We start from the raw sequence: 23,605 nt of genomic DNA, 5'->3' as shown, positions 1-23,605 counted from the left end.
ACATATGAAAAATTTTAAAAAACTACATCGTTCAATTAAAACAGGGTTCGCTTTGCTTACGGCTAGTCTCGTAAGTTTAAATTGCTCTGATGACATTTTAGATCAACCGAACCCAAATGCATTGACCCCAACATCGTTTTGGCAAACAGCTGAAGATGCGCAAAAAGGTATCATCGGTGCTTACAGCCCATTGACCAACATTTTATATTATTCTAGGTTTGAGGTTTTCCTATCCGATTACCGAGATGATGTCGTTAACGGTTTTGGTACATCTGATAGAACACAAGCAGGTTATTTTAACACAGATCCTGCGGGCAATCCAATTAGATGGGTATGGCAAGCTATGTATCAAGGTGTAACAAGATCTAATGAAGTTCTTTTTAGAGTACCCAATATTGAAATGGATGAAGCCACTAAAAATAATATTCTTGGTGAAGCACACTTCCTTAGGGCGTTCAACTATTTTAACTTGTTAAATAATTGGAGAAATATCCCATTACTTACAATTCCTTTTACTGAAATTGAAGACCCACTGTCTATAGTACAAGCGGATCCTACAGAAGTATGGGCACTAATAGAAGCTGATTTGCAAGCTGCCCAATCATTATTGCCCGCATCATGGCCTTCGGACCAGACAGGAAGGGCTACCTCTGGTGCAGCGACTGCCTATTTGGGTAAAGCGCTGTTATACCAAGGCAAGTATGCCGAAGCCAAAACAGCATTTCAACAGATAATGAGCAGCGGCACGTACCAATTGGTAGATAACTATGCACATAACTTCACTGAAGAGTTCGAAAACAATGCTGAATCACTATTTGAAATTCAACTTATTGCCGATGGCAATGGTGGTTGGGGTGGTGACGCTCCAAATAGGGGAAAAGGATCTGGTTACCAACCTGATTTCGCACCAGCAGGTTTTACAAATCAAGATGGTATGACGGTTAACCAATGGGCACTGGATTTATTTCTTGATGAAAGGACCATAAATGATGAAATTGACCCAAGAGCATTCGTTACATTGTTTTGGAATACTACGGAAACAACAACATACGAAGGAGAAGTGCTTGAATCTAAGACCTATACGGATCAGGCATATACAGATGTTTACGATGCAGCAGCTACGGATGTCTATGGCAATAAATGGCTCGATTGGAAATTTAACGGACTCTCACAGTCCTTAGCTGAGGGTTGGCATGGTGCAGGCAATAATTTAAGAATGATGCGCTATGCTGACGTCTTGTTGATGTTCGCTGAGGCTGAATTCATGTCTAGTGGGTCTACGGCTGCCGCATTAGATGCTATCAACCAAGTAAGAGCAAGAGCTGACATGCCTGCCTTTACAGCAATAACTATGCAAGATATCGAAGATGAACGTGTCAAGGAATTAACGTTTGAACGTACGAGGTACTTTGACCTGCTTAGATGGGGTAAAGTGGTTGATCAGATTGTTAACAATCCTGCCGATGTAAAATCTAGAAGTGCTGGTACAAGTGCTTTCAAACCGGGTAGGGAGTATATGGCCATTCCACAGAATGAATTGGACCAAAATCCGAATTTAGTACAGAATCCGGGATATTAATATTGTTGAGTTAGTAGTTAATTGGGACTGCCATTTTTGGTGGTTCCTTTTTTCTTTATATTTAATTATGCGAAGAAATCTATTTTTTTTCATTGCTCTGGCCATACTTATGGCCAGTTGTGATGATGAACAAAATGACTCCTCCGCAACAAACTTTCAAAAAGTACCTTCCAAGACTTCCGGAATTTTATTTTCGAATAATATTGTCGAAAACGATACTTTAAATTATTTCAATTTTCCATATCTATATCTCGGAGGAGGAGTTTCAATTGGAGATATCAATAACGATGGTCTACCTGATATCTACTTCACCGGAAATCTTGTTCCCAATAAATTATATCTGAATAAAGGTAACTTGCAGTTTGAAGATATTAGCCAAAAAGCTGGTGTTTCAGGGGATACGAGATGGTATACCGGTTCTACGATGGCCGATGTTAACAATGATGGGTTCCTTGACATCTATGTGAACGTATCTCAATTCGCATCTAACGGAGAAAATCAACTCTTTATTAATAATGGGGACAATACATTCACAGAAAAGGCCTCAGCTTATGGCATAAACGATAACAGCACTTCGATTCAATCAACTTTCTTTGACTACGACAACGATGGATACCTCGACCTTTTCGTGGCTAACTACCCCATCGTAGAGGTCAGCATGGGTAATGCATATTATTATGATAAGATGGATATAAATACCATGGAAGATTCTGGTCATTTATACCGAAATAATGGAAATGAAACCTTCACCAACGTTACCGATTCAGCAGGTCTTCGAAATTTTGGTATGACCTTGGGATTGATTGCGCAAGATTTCAACAATGACAATTTCAAAGACCTATACCTATCCAATGATTTTAATGTACCAGATTACTTATACCAAAATAATGGGGATGGTACCTTTACCGAGATTGCCGAGGAGGCCCTGAGCCATACCTCAATGTTCGGAATGGGAATTGATTCAAGGGATTTCAACAATGACGGATTAATGGATATTATGCAAGTTGACATGACTGCTGAAGACCATAAACGTTCTAAAACCAATATGGCGAGTATGCGGCCTGAAACCTTTTACGAGGCGGTTGATTTGGGGTTTAATTACCAATATATGCAGAATTCATTACAAATGAACAATGGGGTCAACTCAGAGGGGGTTCCTGTTTTTAGTGATATCTCTCGCTTTGCAGGTATGGCCACAACGGACTGGAGTTGGGGTACCGTATTTGCTGATTTTGATAATGATGGTTTTAGTGATGTTTTTGTGTCCAATGGTGTCAAAAGAGATGTAAACAACAATGATGTACTCGTAAAGTACGATTCTAGAAGTCCATTTGGGAAACAAGAAAAAAGAGATTACCGGCTTATGCCAAGTACGCCTATTTCGAATTATTCATTCCGTAATAACGGAGATAATACCTTTTCTAAAACAACAAAAGAATGGGGTTTAGATGCAAAAGGATTTTCAAATGGATTTGCAGCGGCAGATTTGGATAATGACGGAGATCTTGATTTAGTAATCAATAACTTGGATTCTGAAGCTTCCATTTATGCCAATTCTACAAATACGGTTAATGCTGGTTATTTAAAAGTTAAACTAGATGCGGGGCCTAAAAATCCATTCGGATTAGGTGCCAAAGTAACACTTAATACAGATGTTGGAAAACAAACTCAAGAATTGACCTTAACAAGAGGGTATCAATCGAGTACCGAGCCTATTCTACATTTTGGCTTGGGTAGTTCAACTACCATTGAAGAAATTACGATAGTTTGGCCCAATGGCAAGAGTCAGACGCTAAAGGACATTTCGTCCAATCAAAAAATAGTAATAAAAATAGATTCAACTGAGTTCACTAAGAATGAGTTCTCAAAGGCAGAATCAAGGTTTACCGATATATCCCAATTATCAGGTATAAACTTTATCCATAAAGAAGATTATTATGACGACTACCGAATTGAACCCCTACTCCCTCATAAAAACTCACAATTGGGCCCAGGTCTTGCTGTAGGTGATGTGAATCAAGATGGTCTTGATGATTTTTTTATAGGAAATGCCGCGAAAAGTGCAGCACGGCTTTATATTCAAGACTTGACAGGGGGTTTTACGATCATGAAAGGCCCATGGGAAACGGACTCGCAATTTGAAGATACCGGGGCTTTGTTTTTCGATGCCGATACTGATGGCGATTTGGATTTATATATAGTCAATGGAGGAAATAATAAGCGTGCTCACCAAACCCATTATCAAGATCGATTATACATAAATACAAATGAGGGCTTCATAAAGTCTGAAAAATCCCTTCCAGAAATTACATCAAGTGGCTTGAAAGTTGTTTCTGCGGATTATGACAAAGATGGGGATTTGGATCTTTTTGTTGGTGGTAGAATCGTCCCCGGCAATTATCCGTACCCGCCGCAAAGTTATATTCTTAGAAATGATGGAGGAAAGGATTTAGAGGTACATTTTACCGATGTAACACAAGAATTGGCACCGGAACTTAGTAATGCTGGCTTGATAACTTCGGCCCTTTGGGATGATTTTGATGCTGATGGAAATATAGACCTTATCGTGTCCGGTGAATGGATGCCCATAAGATTCTTCAAAAATACAGGAAATGCTTTTGAAGAGGTAACAGAAAAAATGGGATTTGAAGAAAGTCGTGGTTGGTGGTATGATCTCCAGAAAGTGGATATAGACGCAGATGGCGATCTTGACTACCTAGCAGGGAATCTAGGGTTGAATTATAAGTATAAGACAAGTAAAAGTTCGCCTTTTGAAATCTATGCAAACGATTTTGATGAGAACGGTACTTCAGACATCGTTTTGAGTTATGAAAAACAGGGTGTTAAGCTTCCGTTGCGAGGTCGGGAATGCTCGTCTCAACAGGTACCCGCAATTAAAAAACGTTTTGAAACATTTGAATCTTTCGCTAATGCTGATTTGAACGATATCTATGGAAAGAGCATCTTAGAAAAGTCGTTAAAATATAGGGTTGATACTTTTGCCCATCATTGGATAGAAAATAAAGGCAACGGTTCTTTCGAAATGCATGAGTTACCCAATCATACTCAATTTTCATCAATAAGTGCATTCGAAATATTCGATTATAATGGAGATCAATACCCAGATGTCATTTCGGGCGGAAACCTTCTGCAATCCGAAGTGGAGACCCCGAGAAATGATGCTGGAGTAGGCCTTGTTCTTTCAGGCAGTGCAACAGGTTGGAATGTTGTAAAACCAAAAAAAAGTAATCTTTTTATTAATGGAGAGGTTAAGGATATAACAACTATTCGCTTAGGTACTAGTAACAAGGTTGGTTTTTTGATAGCCTTGAACAATAATCAGTTGAGACTTCTTAAACTTAGGTAATATTATTTATTGGAATAAAATACAAAGCTAAAGGTTGGTCTATGACCAGACTAAAAGTTATCTAAATTAATCTAGCATCAATAAAAAGGGATGAAAAAAACAGTTATATTATTTGGTATTTTCCTTATTTTCCTACAAAATCATAGGATTCAAGCACAAAAAGTTCTAGGTGAATTGAAGAAATGGCACAAAGTTACTTTGGTATTTGAGGGTCCTGAAACTTCTGAAAATGCAGAAGAAAACCCGTTTTTAAGTTACAGACTAAATGTAACCTTCACCAATGGAAGGCAAAACTTTGTAGTACCAGGGTTTTACTCTGCAGATGGAAATGCCTCTGAAACCAGCTCGAATAAAGGAAATGTTTGGAAAGTAAGATTTAGGCCAAACATGGTTGGTCAATGGGATTATAAAGTTTCTTTTAGAAAAGGAAAGGAAATAGCCGTAAGTGATAAGTTTGACGCTGGTGAAGCCGTTGCCTTTGATGGATTGAAGGGTAGTTTTAATATTGATCCTTCAAATAAAAAGGGCATAGATTTTCGAGCTAAAGGACGACTAAAATATGTAGGCGAAAGGTACTTGCAATTTGAGGGAACAAAAGAGTATTTTATAAAAGGTGGTGCGGGTAGTCCCGAAAACTTATTGGGCTATTATGAATTTGATCAAACCCCCGCCTCTCATAAATACCAATCGCATGCTAAGGACTGGAGAGATGGAGACCCTACATGGCAAAACGGAAAAGGTAAGAGTATTATAGGAGTCATGAATTACTTGGCATCAAAAGGGATGAATTCTATGTACTTTTTAACCATGAACGTGCAAGGTGATGGGAATGATGTTTGGCCATGGAACAATATAAACGAACGTTACCGATTTGATTGCAGTAAATTAGACCAGTGGGAAATACTCTTCGACCATATGGATTCTTTAGGAATCATGCTACACATTTTTACCCAAGAGACAGAGAATGAGTTGTTATTAGATATTGGTCAAACCAAAACACAGCGTAAATTATACTATCGTGAATTAATTGCCCGATTTGCAAATCATTTGGGTGTGACTTGGAATTTAGGAGAAGAAAATGGATATGTAAGATGGTCTCCTAAAGCTCAAGATGATAATGATCGTAAAAAAAGTGCGGAATATATAAGAACAAACGATCCATATAAAAATCATATTGCTGTACATACTCATGCGCAAACTCATGAGCATGATCCAATTTTGAAACCCTTATTGGGTTATGAACACTTAACAGGACCTTCTATCCAGTTGCATCACCCGCATGAGGTGAATACGACTACTCAGAAATGGATTCGTGAATCACAAAAGGCGGGGCACCAATGGGTAGTGCCATTAGATGAAATCGGGCCTGCAAATGTGGGTGCAAAGCCCGATGTTGATGACCCGAATCATGACGAGATGCGTTCCCAAGTACTTTGGGGTAACCTTATGGCTGGTGGTTTTGGTGTTGAATGGTATTTTGGGTATAAGTTTGCTCATATGGACCTCAATTGTGAGGATTTGCGTTCAAGAGATCTACTTTGGGATCAAACTAGGCATGCCCTTGAATTTTTCAGAGTCAATTTACCATTCAATAAAATGAAGGCAGCCAACGGACTTACCGATAATGTTCATGATTTTGTATTTGCTGAAAATGGAAATGTATATGCTATTTATATGCCAAAGGTTGAAGCAACGGAGATTGATTTAACGGGTGCTAAGACGACATTCCCTATAAAATGGTATAACCCAAGGTTAGGAGGACCACTTCAAAAAGGTTCGGTTCGTTCGGTGAAAGGCGGAGCTAAAGTAAACATTGGTTACCCTCCAAGTAAAGATAAAGATTGGGTGGCCTTGCTAAAGGCCAAGCGACCTGTAACAACATCTGCTATCAAAAGTATTAAAAAGGGCATGTCACTTCATTCTCTCAGCGATTTTCAAATCAATCCGTCATCCGCAACATCTACTTATTATAAAGATGAAAAAAATAAAGCTTTGGCTATTGATGCCGCAAATAAATCCTTGAGAAACAAATTTGCACAGGCCAAAACGGTGTTTAATGGAGAGCGCGGAATGTACAGATTGTCTTTGGCTACCATGACAGAGAATGATGGAGAATCTTCTTATGTAGTAAAGGTAAACGGATCAGTTCTGGATACTTTGGTGAATCCGCCTACAAATGATACGTATGATGAAGTAAACCATAATTTTGGGGAATACTTTGTGGCGACAAATGATATTATTCAGGTTGAGTCCATGGCAGTGACCAATGGTAAAATACCTGAAAATGATGAAACGGCCTGGTCTCGCGGTAGGTGGAATAGGCTAATTTTCGCCCCCTCGAATTTATCTATGGAAGAAGAAATGGAGAGTGCCGTTCCTTTTACAGAAAAAGATGGAATCATAGTTGTGGAGGCAGAAGATTATCAATACCGCTCTGATAATGGAACGCCCAGAAATTGGTATATACGCCCTGCGGATGTTATGAATATGGGTGATTTAGAAAACCATGTTGAGAATGCAAGTGGTGGCAAGTATATTGAGGCTTTGCCAGATACTAGAGTAACGCATGATGATAATTTAATGGATGGAGTAAACTTTTTTCCAAAACAGGGTACAGGAGGATTGGTAGCCTATAAGGTAAACATTTCTGAGCCAGGGAAATATTATATATGGGCACGAGCTTTTTCATCTGGTTCCGAGGATAACGGAGTACACGTTGGTTTGGATGGAAAGTGGCCAGAAAGTGGTGCCCGCATGCAATGGTGTGAAGGAAAGAATAAATGGACATGGTCTTCTGCACAGCGGGTTCCTCAGAACCATTGCGGTATTCCTAATGCAATATATCTAGATATTAAAACTGCTGGGGAACATATCATCACTTTTGCAATGCGTGAAGATGGATTCGAATTAGACAAGTGGATAATGACAAGGGATGAGAATTACATTCCCAAATAACAATAATATGTAGTTAAAACTCAAAATACCCTTTAGCATTATTGTAGCAAATATCTTGCACCATCTTTCCAATCCATTTCATGTCAATTGGTAGTTCACCATTTTGGATATCTTTTCCGAAAAGGTTACAAAGAATACGTCTAAAGTATTCATGTCTGGGGAAAGACAGAAAGCTTCTTGAATCAGTTAGCATCCCTATAAAGCAGCTAAGAAGTCCAATATTTGAAAGAGCGTTCATTTGGTCAATCATACCTTCCTTTTGATCCATAAACCACCAGCCTGACCCGAATTGAACCTTGCCTTTGATACTGCCATCATTGAAATTTCCAATCATAGCCGCCATCATATTATTATCTGTCGGATTATTATTATAGATAACAGTCTTAGCCAATTTGTTCTTACTATCCATGGTATTCAGAAACTTTGAGAGACTACTGGCTTGTTGAAAGTCACCTATAGAATCCCAGCCAGTGTCTGGGCCAAGCTTTTCAAGCATTCTACTGTTGTTATTGCGCAAGGCTCCTAAATGAAATTGCTGCACCCAACCGAATTCATGATACAATTCAGATAGAAATAGGAGGAGTGCACTCTGATATTTAAGAACTTCCTCTTTTGAGAGGTACAATCCTTCGTGTTTCTTTTTAAATATAGTCTTAACCTCGGTTTCCGTAAAAGCTTCAGCATACATATGCTCAAAACCATGGTCGCATAGGCGGCATCCATTGGCATGAAAATATACTACTCGATTGCGAAGCGCATCACAAAGGCTATCATAGGAATCAATAGTTATTTCTGAGGCTTGAGCTAATTTATTTAGATACTCTTTATATGAGTCGGATCCAATAAATATGGCTTTATCTGGCCGGAAGGCCATACTTACTTTCGTCTTGAAATCGCTCTTCGAAAGCTTTTGATGATGTTCTAAGGAATCTGTTGGGTCATCTGTAGTACATAAGGATTCAACGTTCATTTTTGTCAATAAACTTTGAACGCTGAAAGCTTCTGTGCTTAATTTTTGGGCAGTTTCATTGTAAATCTGGTCCGCATTTTCGGAGTCTAATAAGTCAGATATTCCGAAGTATCGGTCCAACTCCATATGAGTCCAATGGTATAATGGATTTCGCATGGTATACGGAACCGTATGCCCCCATCTTTGAAACTTTTCTTGATCCGAAGCCGAGCCTGTAATATATTTTTCATTAATGCCAAGAGTTCGCATGGCCCGCCACTTATAATGGTCACCACTGATCCATATTTGACTAATATTCTCAAAAATCTTGTTTTCGGCAATTTCATTTGGTGGTAAATGATTATGGTAATCGATAATCGGCATTTTACATGCATACTCATGGTAGAGCTCCTCTGCAAAAGTATTTTCAAGAAGAAAATTATCATGAATGAATTTGGATGGTCGGTGCATTTAAATCCTCTTTTTGGTCGCAATTGACAATAAACGCAATTTCTACGTAATACCCACAACAAACTGCCTGTTTTCAGCGGTAAGTTAAATATATTATTTATATTCGTTAACGTTAACGTAAAATATTTTTCATATTTTTTATCTTACTATATTGTGGAGAGAAAACCAATTAACATCAGAACCTATTTTCAAATGAAAAAAACCAAAACACTTCTTTTTATTACGGCAATACTATCAATTGCTACACTTTCAGCCCAAGGAGATTGGGAGGTATTGTTCAATGGGAAAGACCTAAAGAATTTCACGCAACTAAATGGAGATGCCAAATATGAGGTTAGAAACAAGGAGTTGATAGGAACTTCGAAAATCGGAACTCCGAACAGTTTCATGGTTACTAAAAACACCTATGGAGACTTTATCTTAGAGTTTGATGTCTTTGTAGAAAACGGATTGAATTCCGGAGTACAATTCAGAAGTTTAAGTACTCCTGATTATATGGATGGGCGGGTACATGGTTATCAATGTGAAATCGAAACCAGTTCAAGAAAATGGGCGGGTGGGGTTTATGATGAGGCCCGTAATGGATGGTTATACCCCTTGTCAAGAAACCCGAAAGGCCAAAACGCTTTTGTGCCAGGCCAATGGAATCACTATAGAATTGAAGCTATCGGCCAGAGTATTCGTACTTGGATTAATGATGTGCAGTGTGCCAATCTAGTTGATGATACAACAGCAAGCGGATTTGTGGCTTTTCAAGTGCATAGTATTCATGATGAAAGCTTGGAGGGAAAAACGGTACGATGGAAAAATATTAGGATAAAGACAACTGATTTGGAGAATTCCAGAAAAACGGTTGACAGTGATGTCCCTGAAATAAGTTATCTCACCAATAGTCTAACTAACGATGAATCTAGAAAGGGATGGCGTCTACTATGGGATGGAAAAACTACCAATGGATGGAGAGGGGCAAAGTTGGATAAATTCCCGGACAAAGGATGGGAAATGAAAGATGGAATACTTACCGTATTATCTTCCGGAGGAGCTGAATCTAGAAATGGGGGTGATATTGTAACTACCGATTCTTATAGCAATTTTGAACTTAGCGTTGATTTTAAAATCACCGAAGGAGCCAATAGCGGTATCAAATATTTTGTGGATTCTGAATTAAATAAAGGAGAAGGTTCCGCAATTGGTTTGGAGTTTCAAGTGCTGGACGATAAGAAACATCCTGATGCTGCTCAAGGTAAAAATGGGAATCGAACGGTAGGTTCTTTATATGATCTGATCCGAGCAGAAAACAATGGAAGTTCAAGAGGTAAAAATTTCAAAGGCGTAGGCAAATGGAACAATGCGCGCATTGTAGTCAAAGATGGTCATGTTGAACACTGGCTCAATCAAATAAAAGTGGTGGAGTTTGATAGGTTCAGTCAGATTTTTGGCGCCTTGGTAGAGAAAAGTAAATATGAAAAATGGGAAAATTTTGGTCGTATTCCCGAGGGACTAATTTTATTACAAGACCATGGAGATAAAGTTTCATTCAAAAGCATCAAAATACGAGAATTCTAAAAATTACATAATGAAAAAAAATAGACGCGATTTTATAAAGAAAACAGCTTTGGCCTCTGGCGGAATTGTTTTAGGAGCAAATGCAATTAGTGCAAGTAGCTATAAAAAAATAATTGGCGCAAATGACCGTGTACGAGTCGGTATCGCTGGTTTTTCAAATCGATTTAAAGGAGCCTTGCTTCCGGCCTTCAATAGTTTGAGCAAAGCACAAAATTTCGAACTTGTCGGTGTTTCTGATATCTGGAACAGACGTCGTGATGAAGGAATGGCCAAAGTGAAGGAGGTAACCGGAAACAAAATTACTTCATGGCGAAATAATGAAGAAATGTATGATAAGAATGAAATCGATGCGGTAATCATTTCCACTGCTGATTTTCAACATGCACTTCATACAGTTCAGGCCGCAAATGCCAAGAAAGACGTGTATTGCGAAAAACCATTTGCGGAAACCATGGCTGATGCTAGGGTCGGGATGAAAGCAGTGAAAGATGCTGGGATTGTATTTCAAATTGGTTCGCAAAGAAGAAGTGGAGCGAACTATCACGCTGCGAACAATTACATAAAATCTGGCAAATTTGGCGACATTGTAATGGTTGAAATGACCTGGAATGTCAACCAACCAGGTAGATGGCGCTTGCCAAAATTAACCAGTGAGATTAGAGAGTCTGACGTTGATTGGAAGCGTTATCAAATGAATCGCCCAGAAGCAGCATGGGATCCAAGAAAATATTTGGAGTATCGCTTATTTTGGCCCTATTCTTCGGGTATTCCTGGACAATGGATGTCGCATCAAATTGATACAGTACATTGGTTCTCCGGTTTGAATCATCCCAGAAGTGTTGCGGCGAATGGAGGCATTTACTTGTGGAAAGATGGTCGGAAGAACTTTGATACCATGTCCGCAGTTTTTGACTATGGTCCTGTTGATGATATGAGTTCTGGTTTTCAAGTGACCTATTCATCGAGATTTACCAACTCTGCTGGGGGAACAAAAGAGATTTATTATTCAAATGCCGGAGAGCTAAACCTTGATACGAACAAAGTAAGTGATAATGGTGGATTGAATGAACGGTTTGCATCTGCCATGGATATGAAACCCAATAAATTGGAAAGTTTTGACCTTGCGGAGAACGCGCCAAAAGTAGTTACTTCTGCAAATACAGGTGCTGATAATATGACTACAACGCACATGCTAAATTGGATGGAATGTGTTCGTAGTAGAGAAACCACTAACGGTCCGGTTGAAGCGGGTTATAACCATTCCATAGCTAATATCATGACCACTGCTGCCTTGAGAACAGGACTCAAAGCTACCTTTGATGAAGCAACCCAAGATGTTTTAGCTGGCGGCAAAGTATTTCAATATTAAGACATTTTACATATGTTTAAAGTAATCACGAATTGTTGTTTGATTTTAACCTTACTTTCTATGTCTTGCAAAGAGCAGAAAGAGACTGCTGAAAGTGAAAATACCAATGAGAGCGAAATCACCTTAGGTCCGAAGGTCACTTTCACCGATGATACCATTAACGAAAAAGTTGAGGTCAGAATAGATGGTCAACATTTTACAAGTTATGTCTATGATGGAGAGACCCCGAAACCTATTCTTTATCCCATAGTAACCAAAAGCGGAAAGACTGTGACGAGAGGTTTTCCCTTTGCTCCAAGGGCGCATGAGCGTACAGATCACCCGCATCATGCCGGACTTTGGTTAAACTATGGGGATGTTAACGGCTTGGATTTTTGGAATAATTCGTATGCTATTCCGGAGGAAGAAAAAGCCAAATATGGAACAATTTACCATCAGGAAATAACTGGGATGGATGAAAAAGAGGGAAAGCTTACTATCAAAGCCACTTGGCGTTCTCCAGATGACATTGATCTCTTGGAAGAAACTACACAATTCATTTTTTCAGAGAAAGGAAATACTAGGGCTATTGATAGAACAACAACATTAAAAGCCCTTCAAGGGGTTTCTTTAAAGGACAATAAAGAAGGCATGTTAGGCATGCGAATGACCCGTGAACTCGAACTACCTTCAGACAAACCAGCAGAGTACACGGATGCTGAAGGAAACGTCACTGAGGTGAAGGTTTTAAATAATAAAGGTGTGAACGGGGACTATTTGGGTAGTGAAGGATTGACCGGAGGAGATGTCTGGGGAACTAGAAATAAATGGGTAAAATTAGAAGGAAATATGGATTCTGAAACGGTTTCAGTAACTATAATAGATAACGAAGAGAATGTGGGTTATCCTACCTATTGGCATGCTCGGGGTTACGGGCTTTTTGCCGCCAATCCTTTAGGGCAATCTGTGTTTTCCGATGGTAAGGAAACATTGGATTTCAAGTTGAACCAAGGGGAGTCCACGACGTTTAAATATCGTATTCTTATACATAGTGGTTCCAACCTTTCCAAGGAAGAAATTGACCAATCTTTTAATGATTTTAATCAAGTTGTAGCACCTCAAATGACGACTATTTTTGATGGTGATGATTTGGACTATTGGGAAGTCCCTGAGAATAATGTATGGTGGGCAATGAACGAAGGAACTCTTTGGGCGAAAAGTGACCCCGATAAAAAAGGATCTATTTTATGGACAAAGAAAAATTATAGGGACTTCGTTGTGCAAATGGATTTCAAATTTGGAGAAGGCACCGTTGACTCCGGTATTTTCATGCGTGGTGATGACGAAAAAAATGCGCAAATACAAATCGGTGAATCCGGATCTTTAAAACGAGATATGACCGCATCACCCTATGTTCCTAAACAGGGTTACCCAGTGGAGGCTGAGGGAGTAAAAGAATTGTTAAAAATAAATGATTGGAATACCATAAAAGCCATGACCATTGGCAATACTTACAAAGCATGGTTAAACGGAAGCGAAGTAATGAACTACACCCTTGAGGGCGCAAATTTAGAAGGCCCAATAGGAATTCAACTTCACCCTAATCGGGAAATGTCAATACAATTTAAGGATATTTCGGTCGCTGAACTATAAAGAAATTTATTGACCGATAAATTTTTAAATTTCATTTCAAACATATTACCTTATGGCGCTTTAAAAACTAGCACCACTTTAGGCTATGGGAATAAAACAAATCGCCAAATTAGCAAACGTTTCAATTGGTACCATTGATAGGGTATTGCATAAAAGAGGTGGTGTATCTAAAGAGACTGAAAAGAAAATCCTTAAGATAATCAAGGAAACTGGGTATCAGAAAAATATGATGGCGAGCAGACTAAAGCTTGCTGCCGTTAAAAAAATAAAATTTGCAGTTTTATTTCCGGAAACTAAAAATAAATATGACTATTGGAAACTTCCCAAAAAAGGTATCTCAAAAGCCGTAGATGAATTAAAAGAGCTTGGGGTAAAGGTAGACTATTACCAATTTGCAGGTTCTTCATCTTCTTTTAAGGAGGCAAGTCAGCAGATTTTTCTCAAAAATTATGATGCAATCATTACTGTGCCATTTTTTGAAAAAGAGTGTAACACCTTATTAAAAATAGCGAAATCAAAGAACATCCAGGTAGTCTTCTTAGACACCGAGATAGAATTGAACAACCAAGCACATTTCATTAATCAAAACTCCCATATTGCCGGAATGGTGGCAGGAAGATTACTTCATGGTCTAGTAGGGAATGAAGGGAAGTATTTTATTGTCAATATTATTAACGATAGGGGCATTCAAGTCAATAACAAACAAAGGGAGGACGGTTTTCGAGCCTTTTTCGAATCTATCGGGCAAGAAGTAGATATTAATACCATAAATCACCCATTGAATGATACTTTTAAGGTCACTATAGAAATGGAATCTTGGTTTAAAGGTGACGACCCAAAAGGAATTTTTGTAACCAATTCAAGAGCCCATCTTATTCCTGAAATTCTTGAAGCAAACGATGTTAGCAATTCTTTTTTAATGGGTTTTGATTTGAACAAAAAGAATTTGGAATACCTAAGGAATGACCAAATTCACTTTCTAATCAATCAGCAACCGAAATACCAAGGATATATCGCTATCAAAAGCTTATTCAACTTTTTGACAAAGCAAGATGATTCAGAATTACATCTCGATATTCCGGTAGAAATTATAGTTAAGGAGCATCTGGCTTCATTGTAATTTCAATATTAGGTTGCTTTATAAAAAACCCTCCCATTATTTTACAATTACAGGAGGGTCAAAACTAAAACTAACTCAAACTCAAAATTTTTACTGAGGATAACCCGGGTTTTGAGGGTATCCACCTAATGTTCTATCTATTTGATTCTGCGGAATAGGCCTTACCGTATGATAGTCTTGTATATTTGGAGCTGCACCTGTATTGTGAAGTCGGGTTCGTTCTACCAATTTCCCAGTTCGTACCAAATCCCACCAGCGATGACCTTCTCCAACTAATTCCCGTGCTCTTTCATCAAGCAGAAAATCGAGAGTAACATCTGCTGGAGTGATTTGACTTGCTGCTTCTTGACCAGGTACTGCAGATCTCATACGAATCACATTGATATCTTCAGAAGCCCCTGTAGTGTTGTTTTGGGCAAGTCTAGCTTCAGCTCTCAACAAATATGCATCTCCTAATCGCATTAAAATGAAATCGCGCTGGCCTTGTGTCTTTTGCCGATCAGGTCTAGTAGGGTCAATCCATTTATTCATAGAAGGGAATAGTCTTTCAGTATATTCATCGTTGGTTATGACCAAATAAGGAACCCCATCTTGACGCGATTGTGGCCAGTCCACATTTTTTCCCGGACCAGGAATGAAAATCGCGGAATCTCCAATAGCCAATGCAGCCCTAGCTGGCTCATCACCAACGGCATCAGTGGCAGGTTCGTCTTTATTAGCGAACCAAACATGTTTGAAAGAATCATCATAACGAGAATCAACATCCCTATCCCAAAGAGTGAGCATAAAATCGGTCGGGCGGTGTCTTTTCCATGGTCTTCCATTGGCAATATCTCTGGTCATTCCTCTGCGCACATCATATTCTTGTAAGAAATAAAGATGCCATCTATGACCGAAAGGGTCCACGCCGCTATCCACCTGAGATTTGGAGTTTGGTACTACAAATACCATTTCACTATTTTCTTGATTGGTAATATCCCATAAATCGGCAAAGTTATCCAGAAGTGAAAAGCCATAATTATTGATAACATTACCAAAAAGTGTTTCCGCCCTTGAAGCATCTGTACCATCAGCAAAAGACTTGTAGCTACGTGTTAGTAATACCTTACCCAATAGAAATTCGGCCGCTGCTTTAGTAGCACGACCATAGTCAGACTGTTCGTCGGGTAAATTGGAGATAGCAAATTCCAAATCAGGCACTATCGCTTGAGTATAAATTTCTGACTGCGAAGTTCTATTTGCCTCTACTTCAATACCTACAGTTTCCTCTAAACTAAGGTGGGCATCTCCCCAAGTGGTCACAATATGGAAATAATAAAAAGCCCTTAAGAATCTAACTTCGGCAAGGCGCAAAGTCTTTTGGGCCTCATCCATTTCTACGTCTGCGGAACGATTGATTACACCATTTGCCTGGTTGATTCCTTTATACCAATTATCCCATGATTGGGGAATGTAACTTTCTGAGCCATTTAGTCCACCATCATAAAAATTAAATACCTTATGTCCCCCGTCCGCTCCATTTTGCCAAATATCAGTTCCGAAGGTCGTCATTGCGGCTCCAATTTCTTGACCATAAAAAGGCTTTAGTGTTGCATATGTAGCTCTCACAGCATCCTCAAACCCTGCTTCAGTAGTGTAGTAAGAAGCGGCTGATACATCTGTAACTAGCTCCTCTTCTATAAATTTATCACATGACTTTGTTAGTAAAGCTATTGCTATTACTAGGGTGATATATATTTTTTTGTTCATAATATCTATATTTTCCAATTTAACCAACAATTTTTTCATTAGAAGGTGGCATTAAGTGAAAATGACCACATTTTGTTACTGGGCACAATACCACTGTCCAACGCTCCTTCATCTTCCCCAACTTCAGGGTCAAAGGTTTCAAAATCCGTAATGAAAAATAGATTCTGACCAGATATCGAAAAGCGAAGTCGATCCATTCCAAGTTTTTCCGTTACCGATTCAGGTAGTGTATAACCCAATGAAATATTTCTTAGCTTAAGAAAACCTCCACCGAAATAGGTTAGCGTAGAACCATCCCTAGGACGCTCTTGATTTTCATTAGGTCTTGGGAACGCATTCGTGGGATTGTCTATAGTCCAATAATCAACATCCAAATTGTTATATCTACCGAAAAGCGAATTGTTACCTGCATGAAAGTTTGACTGTAGCATGTGCCCTAATCTATAGGTGAAGAAAATTCCTAGATCAATTCCTTTGTAGGAAAACTTATTATTGAATCCACCATAAATATCTGGAACGTCTGAGCCTAGAATTATTCTATCATCTGGAGTAATGACTCCATCGCCATTCTGGTCCTTCAGCTTAATTTCGCCTGGCACCTTATTTTCTGCTGCAAGTGCTGCTGCTTCCTCATTCGCCTGCCAAATTCCAATTTTTTCATAATCAAAGAATACATTGATAGGTGAACCGATAAACCAGTTATTACCAGTATCATCTATGGGATTTCCATTTTCATCCTTCAAAGCCAGTTCGGTAATTTCTTCTTTATAAGTTGAAATATTTAGGTCAATATCCCAATTGAAACCATCACCAACATTATCAATGATTCCACCACTAATTGTAAATTCAACACCATTGGTTTGGGTCGACCCGATATTTTGAAGTACCGTGGAGTATCCAGAAGTACTAGGCAAGGCTCGCTCTAATAATAAATCATCAGTATTGGTTCTGAAATAATCGATTGATCCTACAATTCGATTGTTCAAAAATCCATAGTCAAGACCAATGTCAAATGTTTTGGAAACCTCCCAAGTCAAATCTTCATTAGGTATTTCATTCAATCCGAAACCTAGGGCTGGCTCTTCTCCAAAAGCATAAACGGTACTACCCAATCTACCGGCAGTTTGATATGGCAAAACGGAAGTGTTACCTACTTGACCGTAAGATGCTCGCAATTTCAACTCGGATACCGAGGTGTCGGCTAAGAAATCTTCTTGATCAATTCTCCATCCTGCAGAAATTCCAGGGAAATATTTCCATTGATTTCCAGGGGCTAATCTTGAAGAGCCATCTGCCCTTAACGAAGCCTGGAATAAATATTTTCCATCGAAATCGTAATTAACTCTTCCCATGAAAGAGGCCAAGGCCCATTCTGTTAAACTGGATGCGAGTACACCTCCGGCGGTAGCTGAACCCAAATTATAAAAAGACTGCGACTCGTAAGGAATACCTGTGACGTTTCCGGTATTAACTTCTAATCGAGACTTTTGAATACTTTGAAGTAAAGTAACCTTGAGATTTTGTCTGTCCGTTAAGGCCTTATTATAAGTTAGCAGGTTCTCCAGGGTATATCCGAAATCATTTACATTGATTATTCCAGCTCTACCTGGTCCACCACGGTTGGTGTTGGTCAAACTGCCAGCAAAAGTACCCCTTCGACCTATTCGAATATCAGGACCAAAAGTTGTTGTCCATTTCAACCCTTCCAAAATATTAATGTCCAAATAAATAGGTGTGAAAATTCTAGTTTGTTGTCTTTCATCAATAAAGGCACCATCTACCAACTCACTAAGTGGATTGGTACGAATTCCGTCATTTGTCGGTAAGAACAACAATTCTCCTTCTGCATCCCGTGGTACTCCCAGAGGGTTATTTGCCAATGCTTCTTGCATGGTGGCATTGGAACCCCAATTTTGTTCAGTTTTTGCAACCAAAAAGGAGGCACCAACTTTGAAAATATCATTGATTTTATGATCTACATTAACTCTTCCTGAAATTCTTTCAAAATCTTGGTTGCTAATAATACCTTGTTCTTTAAAGTAGCCGATGGAGGTGCTGAAAGTTGTGTTTTCAGATCCACCACTTATTCCAATTTGGTGATTGGTCTGCCAACCATTATCTAATACCAAATCTTGATAGTCTGTAGATCTGCCCTGAGCGATGGACTCTAACTCAATGGGATCTAAGAAAACTTCGGTATCTGCAGGAATTGCACCATTCCATCCGATACGTCTTGATTCTCTTTTTAGTTCTGCGAACTCCGCCCCGTTCATCATATCCACCAATCTCGTTGCGGATGTAACCCCATAACGCGCACTATAGGTAATTTTAGTTTTTCCCACTCGACCGCGATTGGTCGAAACTAGGATTACCCCGTTTGCCCCTCTTGAACCATAGACTGCTGTAGCCGCTGCATCTTTAAGTACCTGCATGGAAGCAATATCGTCTGGGTTAATATCAGCCATTGATGCAGGGCCATCAATTAATGGTATTCCATCCACGACATATAAGGGGTCATTCGAGGCACTAATAGAGCGTCTACCCCGAATTCTTACAGTTGGATTTTGGCCAGGTCGTCCACCTGTTGCTTGTACATCGACACCGGCAACTTGTCCCTTGATAGCCTCAATAGTACTTGATACTTGTACAATACTTAGTTGTTCTGCTGTAACGGTTTCAATCGCACCAGTTACCTCACCCTTCTTTTGAGTACCATAACCAACCAGTACAACCTCGTCCAACGCGGAGGCATCTGGTGCTAAAGTGGCATTTACCGTTGACCTTCCATTGACTGATATTTCTTTAGGAGCATAGCCTACATAGCTAAATACCAAAACGCCATCTGAGGCAACACTAATAGAATAATTTCCGTCAAAATCGGCAACAGCGCCGGTAGTAGTACCTTTTATTACTATGCTGGCACCTGATAGAGGCACACCGTTTTCATCGGTAATGGTACCCGTAACGGTTGTTTGAAATGTTTCGCTACTAGAAATATCGATTTCGGTATTTGGCTCAGCAAGAACGGGTGACACTCCCAAAATGCTCAATAATAGCGCTAGTAGAAAGGCCCTCGCTTTTGGCTTTAGTTTTTTTAAGTGTAGTTTTTCCATATCATATTAGTGTTAGATTGTTAATTGAGTAGTTGTAAGCTGGGGGAGGAGTACTTGCTTAGGAAATCAATATGTCAAGGACTTTTATTTGTGTGCAGCATAATGGTTTTGATTGTGACAATAAATAAGTAAGAATTTTGAAGGTTGTTTTGTAAACTATTTGATTAAAACATAATTCGTTAACGTACACAATAAAAACGTTAACGTTAACGAATATAAGAATAGATTTGATTATAAAAAATAGATTATCTAGTTTTTGTGTTAAAAAGTTAAAGATTTCATGGTAAACAGAGTTAGATAAAATCAGTTGTTAAATGCATAGTAAACAAAAACCTACTCATAGCTATGAGTAGGTTTTTCAAATTATACTTTTGTCTAGATGAATTAATTTTCTTCTTAAGCTAGAGGTAATCATACGTTCTTACTTTCCAGCGCCAGAACTTAAATATTAAAACGGAAATAATTAAATCAACTTCCGCTCAACAGCAATCTTAATTAAGGAGGCCGCATTTGAAACCTCCATTTTTTGCATGAGGTTTCTGCGATGGGTTTCAACGGTCAATGGACTTATAAAAAGCTCTTCGGCAATAATGTTCGTGGTTTTTCCATCAGCAATCAAACGGAGAATATGTGTTTCTCTTCTGGTTAGTTTTGGAAGGTCTTTACTCTCTTGAGTCACTGAATCTGCGAGTATTTTCTGTACTTCACTTCCGAAGTAAAAATTGCCATCATTTACCTGAGTTATAGCATTTGCCAACTCATCAGAGGTTGCATTTTTTAGAAGATATCCTTTTACACCGTTTTTTATCATCTGATTTATGATGCTGGGTTCACTATAGGTACTTAAACCTAGAATTTTAATAGTAGCTCGTTTGTCAAGAATAAATTTGACCATTTCAACTCCATTGATATCGGGCAAGTTCACATCCAATAGAATAACATCAACAATTTCTTTTTCAAGGAAATCAAGGGTGTCTTTTCCATTAGTGAAGTGGGTCCTCACTTCTACCGAATCATTATCGTTTAAGAGCATCTTAAGTCCCTCAATCACCATAGGGTGATCATCTACAATAAGAACACTAATTGGTTTATGCTGCATCGATGTTAATGTGTACGTTGACTGTTGTGCCTTCATTTTCTTCGCTTTCAAAATCAATATTTCCTTTTAGGTAAGCTACTCTGGTTTGTAGATTCGATAACCCCATACCCGAATCTTTCTGCTTTAAGCTTTTACTTTTATCAAAACCAACCCCATTATCTTCAACGGTAATGTCTACCTGATTGTCTTCTCTCATAAATTGCACTAAAACCTCTGTTGCCTTGGCATGTTTTATGGCATTGTTTATCAATTCTTGTATCACGCGATACATGGTCACTTGTTGGTTAATATTTATTCCTTTATCAGTGCCGTAGAATTGTAAGGTGACTTTGGTTTCACTACCGGTCATACTGCTACAATAATCTTTTAGCGCTGCTTGAAGTCCGAATTTAACCAAAGTTTCTGGCATCATATTGCGAGCTATACTGCGCAATTCGGTCAAGGAATCATTTAAATCTTTCATGACCTTTTGCAATTGTTTTTTCGGGTATTGCTTCGGCTCATCTTTATCCAATTTGGATAGATTCATGCTGATTCCTGAAAGGCGTCCTCCAAGTCCATCATGTAAGTCAATAGCAAGTCGTTTTCGTTCTTTCTCCTGACCTTCTATCATAGCAGAGAAAATTTTATTCTGCTGCTCTTGTTTAAGTAGCTCCACTTCAGCTTCGCGTTCTCTTTCTTTTTTTCTTGCTTTACGCATTCTTTGGCTATAAACGTAGTATCCTCCGAAAAGCAAAAGGCAAAGTATGCTTGCGATACCTCCGAGTAGGTAGGCTTGAGATTTTTTCTCTTCGTTTTTAACTTTTAATCCAAGGATTTCCTTTTCACGTTGGGCAGTTTCATACTTTAAATTTAACTCTTCAAGTTTTGCAACGGTTTTTATGGTTTCTAAACTGTCATAAATATCGACCGCATTTAAGAGGTCTTTATAGGCATTCTCATAGTTGGCCATTGCCGCATATTGTCTAGAGCGTTGATAAAGTCCTTGAAACCAACTCATACCTCTGTCTGTAGCTTTCGAATTTTCAATATATTTTCCAGTGAAGGAAGTAGCGCTTTTAAAATCTTTCATCGCCTCGTATGCTCTCGAATAACGTTGCATTACTATTCCGTATAGTGTTGAATTCTTATCGTTTTCTACTAAACCTAAAATCTCATCAAGGGATTTCACGGCATCTTCAGGCTTTTTGGTGCGTATGTAATATTGGCTTTCTTGTAGGTTATAATTGAAACTATCAAAAACATTAGGGTGCTTTTCTAGGAGCACCTTTGCCTCGGCCAATGTTTTTTTCATTTGCCCGAGAGAGTCTAAACCTTCATAAGCCTGCGCTAGTTGAATAACATTAAATGTGGTTTCTTGAGGATCATTAAGTAATTTATAGATTTCTCTTCCCTTGTAGATGCTTTGATAACCCTTATTGTAATTTGCAAGATTTATATATTTGACTCCTAAATTGGTATAAATATTAGCTAAAAAAAGGCTATCCCCCAGTTTTTTCACAACGGGTATTATCTTATCAGTAAATTCAATTTCTTTCTTGTGTTTCCCGAGAGTACCATATGTGAGTCCGAGGTTATAAGTTCCATTCGCCCATAATTTTAATAACGGAATAGAAGAATCACTTTTAATGAGCTGATTGGCCAATTTATAGCCCTTCTCTAAGTGGTATTCAGCTTTTTGTTGGTCAATATACATGAATGCCCTGCCTAAGGTGAAATTTGCATCGACTATGCCTTTACCATATTTATTCTGTTTACTTATTTTTAGGGCCTCATGGGCAAAGTCAAAAGTTTTGGTAGAATCAATGCCGTCGAATTCTCTAGCGAGGATGCAGAGTAATTCGACCTTATGATTTAAAATATCTGCATCTTGTTGTTCTTTTTCAAGATATCTTAGGTCTTCAAGTACTTGCTGCAGGCTATCTATATATTGCTCCTTTTCCGTCTGGCTAAAAACCAAGAAGGGTAGAAGAATTACACTAAATAGTAATGAAAGACGCATTTAATATGGTGGTTTATTGATTTTGTTAAGTCCAATATAACACAAGTATATGGTACTATAAATACCTTACATTCAATATACTGGAAAACCAGTAGAAAAAAATACAATCAATAGGGTATTTCTTCGAGGATAGGTTTTATCTACTTTGGTCCTATCATAAAATTGGTGCTTTCAATTATTCCGAAATCAACGATTTTTAAAATAACGACCGATGCGACTTATATTCCTTTTTAGCCTTTTTTCAATAATGCTTCTTAGTTGTAAATCACAACAATATACACTTGACACATTACCAGGCAAGCAATTGATTTTTGGCAGAGGTGGAGGAATTTCTGGGGAAGTAACTACCTATACCTTGTTGGAAAATGGACAAGTATTCTACAACAATTCTTTGACAAAAGAGAATTCCGAAATCAAAAGTCTTAGCAAGAAGGAAGCTACTTCTTGTTTTCAAAAGATGGATTCATTAAAACTCTCCGAAATGAGTTTTAACCATCCGGGAAATATGTATTATTTCTTGGAAGAGGTAAAAGGCGAAGAACGGTATCGGGTGACTTGGGGTTCAAATGACCATGAGATTTCAAGTGAGTGCAAAGATTTTTACAAAGAACTTAGAACAGCTATAAAATAATTG

General features: G+C 38.5%; 13 protein-coding genes. 8 read left to right on the top strand and 5 right to left on the bottom strand.

Going from position 1 to position 23,605, the window contains the following annotated elements; genetic code table 11:
* Positions 1 to 4: 4 nt before the first annotated feature.
* The 3 genes from FEE95_RS03040 to FEE95_RS03030 all read left to right on the top strand — a co-directional run bounded on the left by FEE95_RS03040 (position 5) and on the right by FEE95_RS03030 (position 7,901).
* The gene (locus tag FEE95_RS03040) at positions 5 to 1,579 is read left to right on the top strand and encodes a RagB/SusD family nutrient uptake outer membrane protein (RefSeq protein ID WP_138656354.1); all 1,575 of its coding nucleotides are present in this window, start codon (positions 5 to 7) and stop codon (positions 1,577 to 1,579) included.
* 67 nt (positions 1,580 to 1,646) lie between these two features.
* On the top strand, positions 1,647 to 4,946 hold the full coding sequence (locus tag FEE95_RS03035) for a VCBS repeat-containing protein (protein WP_212748413.1): 3,300 nt from the start codon (positions 1,647 to 1,649) through the stop codon (positions 4,944 to 4,946).
* A gap of 90 nt (positions 4,947 to 5,036) precedes the next feature.
* Positions 5,037 to 7,901, top strand: a complete 2,865-nt coding sequence (locus tag FEE95_RS03030; RefSeq protein ID WP_138656353.1) for a DUF5060 domain-containing protein — start codon at positions 5,037 to 5,039, stop codon at positions 7,899 to 7,901.
* Between the two features lie 13 nt (positions 7,902 to 7,914).
* On the opposite strand, the gene uxaC is transcribed toward FEE95_RS03030, so the two are convergent.
* Positions 7,915 to 9,321 (bottom strand): glucuronate isomerase, encoded by a 1,407-nt coding sequence (uxaC, locus tag FEE95_RS03025; protein WP_138656352.1) that lies wholly within the window; start codon positions 9,319 to 9,321, stop codon positions 7,915 to 7,917.
* Positions 9,322 to 9,513: 192 nt separating this feature from the next.
* Here uxaC and FEE95_RS03020 point away from each other — a divergent pair, with 192 nt between their 5' ends.
* The 4 genes from FEE95_RS03020 (at position 9,514) to FEE95_RS03005 (ending at position 15,008) form a co-directional block, all read left to right on the top strand.
* Positions 9,514 to 10,887 (top strand): 3-keto-disaccharide hydrolase, encoded by a 1,374-nt coding sequence (locus tag FEE95_RS03020; RefSeq protein ID WP_138656351.1) that lies wholly within the window; start codon positions 9,514 to 9,516, stop codon positions 10,885 to 10,887.
* Between the two features lie 10 nt (positions 10,888 to 10,897).
* On the top strand, positions 10,898 to 12,256 hold the full coding sequence (locus tag FEE95_RS03015; RefSeq protein WP_138656350.1) for a Gfo/Idh/MocA family protein: 1,359 nt from the start codon (positions 10,898 to 10,900) through the stop codon (positions 12,254 to 12,256).
* 60 nt (positions 12,257 to 12,316) lie between these two features.
* Positions 12,317 to 13,888, top strand: coding sequence for a DUF6807 family protein (locus FEE95_RS03010; RefSeq protein WP_138656349.1), 1,572 nt, complete (start codon positions 12,317 to 12,319; stop codon positions 13,886 to 13,888).
* A gap of 85 nt (positions 13,889 to 13,973) precedes the next feature.
* Complete coding sequence (locus FEE95_RS03005; RefSeq protein ID WP_138656348.1) at positions 13,974 to 15,008, top strand: substrate-binding domain-containing protein; 1,035 nt, start codon at positions 13,974 to 13,976, stop codon at positions 15,006 to 15,008.
* Positions 15,009 to 15,098: 90 nt separating this feature from the next.
* Here FEE95_RS03005 and FEE95_RS03000 read toward each other — a convergent pair whose 3' ends face one another.
* The 4 genes from FEE95_RS03000 to FEE95_RS02985 form a co-directional block, all read right to left on the bottom strand.
* A complete protein-coding gene (locus FEE95_RS03000; RefSeq protein WP_138656347.1) occupies positions 15,099 to 16,757 on the bottom strand; it encodes a RagB/SusD family nutrient uptake outer membrane protein in 1,659 nt (552 codons plus the stop codon).
* Between the two features lie 38 nt (positions 16,758 to 16,795).
* Positions 16,796 to 19,870 (bottom strand): SusC/RagA family TonB-linked outer membrane protein, encoded by a 3,075-nt coding sequence (locus FEE95_RS02995; protein WP_138656346.1) that lies wholly within the window; start codon positions 19,868 to 19,870, stop codon positions 16,796 to 16,798.
* A 463-nt stretch (positions 19,871 to 20,333) separates the two neighbouring features.
* Positions 20,334 to 20,969 (bottom strand): response regulator, encoded by a 636-nt coding sequence (locus tag FEE95_RS02990; protein WP_138656345.1) that lies wholly within the window; start codon positions 20,967 to 20,969, stop codon positions 20,334 to 20,336.
* Entirely contained in the window at positions 20,959 to 22,971 is a 2,013-nt protein-coding gene (locus FEE95_RS02985) for a tetratricopeptide repeat-containing sensor histidine kinase (RefSeq protein ID WP_138656344.1), read from the bottom strand. Before FEE95_RS02985 ends, FEE95_RS02990 begins: the two co-directional genes overlap by 11 nt.
* Positions 22,972 to 23,182: 211 nt before the next feature.
* Between FEE95_RS02985 and FEE95_RS02980 the strand changes: the two genes are divergently transcribed.
* Positions 23,183 to 23,602 carry a hypothetical protein gene (locus FEE95_RS02980; protein ID WP_138656343.1) on the top strand — a complete coding sequence of 140 codons (420 nt, stop codon included), beginning with the start codon at positions 23,183 to 23,185 and terminating at the stop codon, positions 23,600 to 23,602.
* The last annotated feature ends 3 nt before the right edge of the window (positions 23,603 to 23,605 follow it).

The sequence above is a fragment of the Maribacter algarum (ex Zhang et al. 2020) genome, from assembly GCF_005885635.1.
Lineage (GTDB): Bacteria > Bacteroidota > Bacteroidia > Flavobacteriales > Flavobacteriaceae > Maribacter_C > Maribacter_C algarum.
The sequence above is the reverse complement of the archived record's forward strand: the minus strand, read 5'-3'. Positions and strand labels throughout refer to the sequence as shown.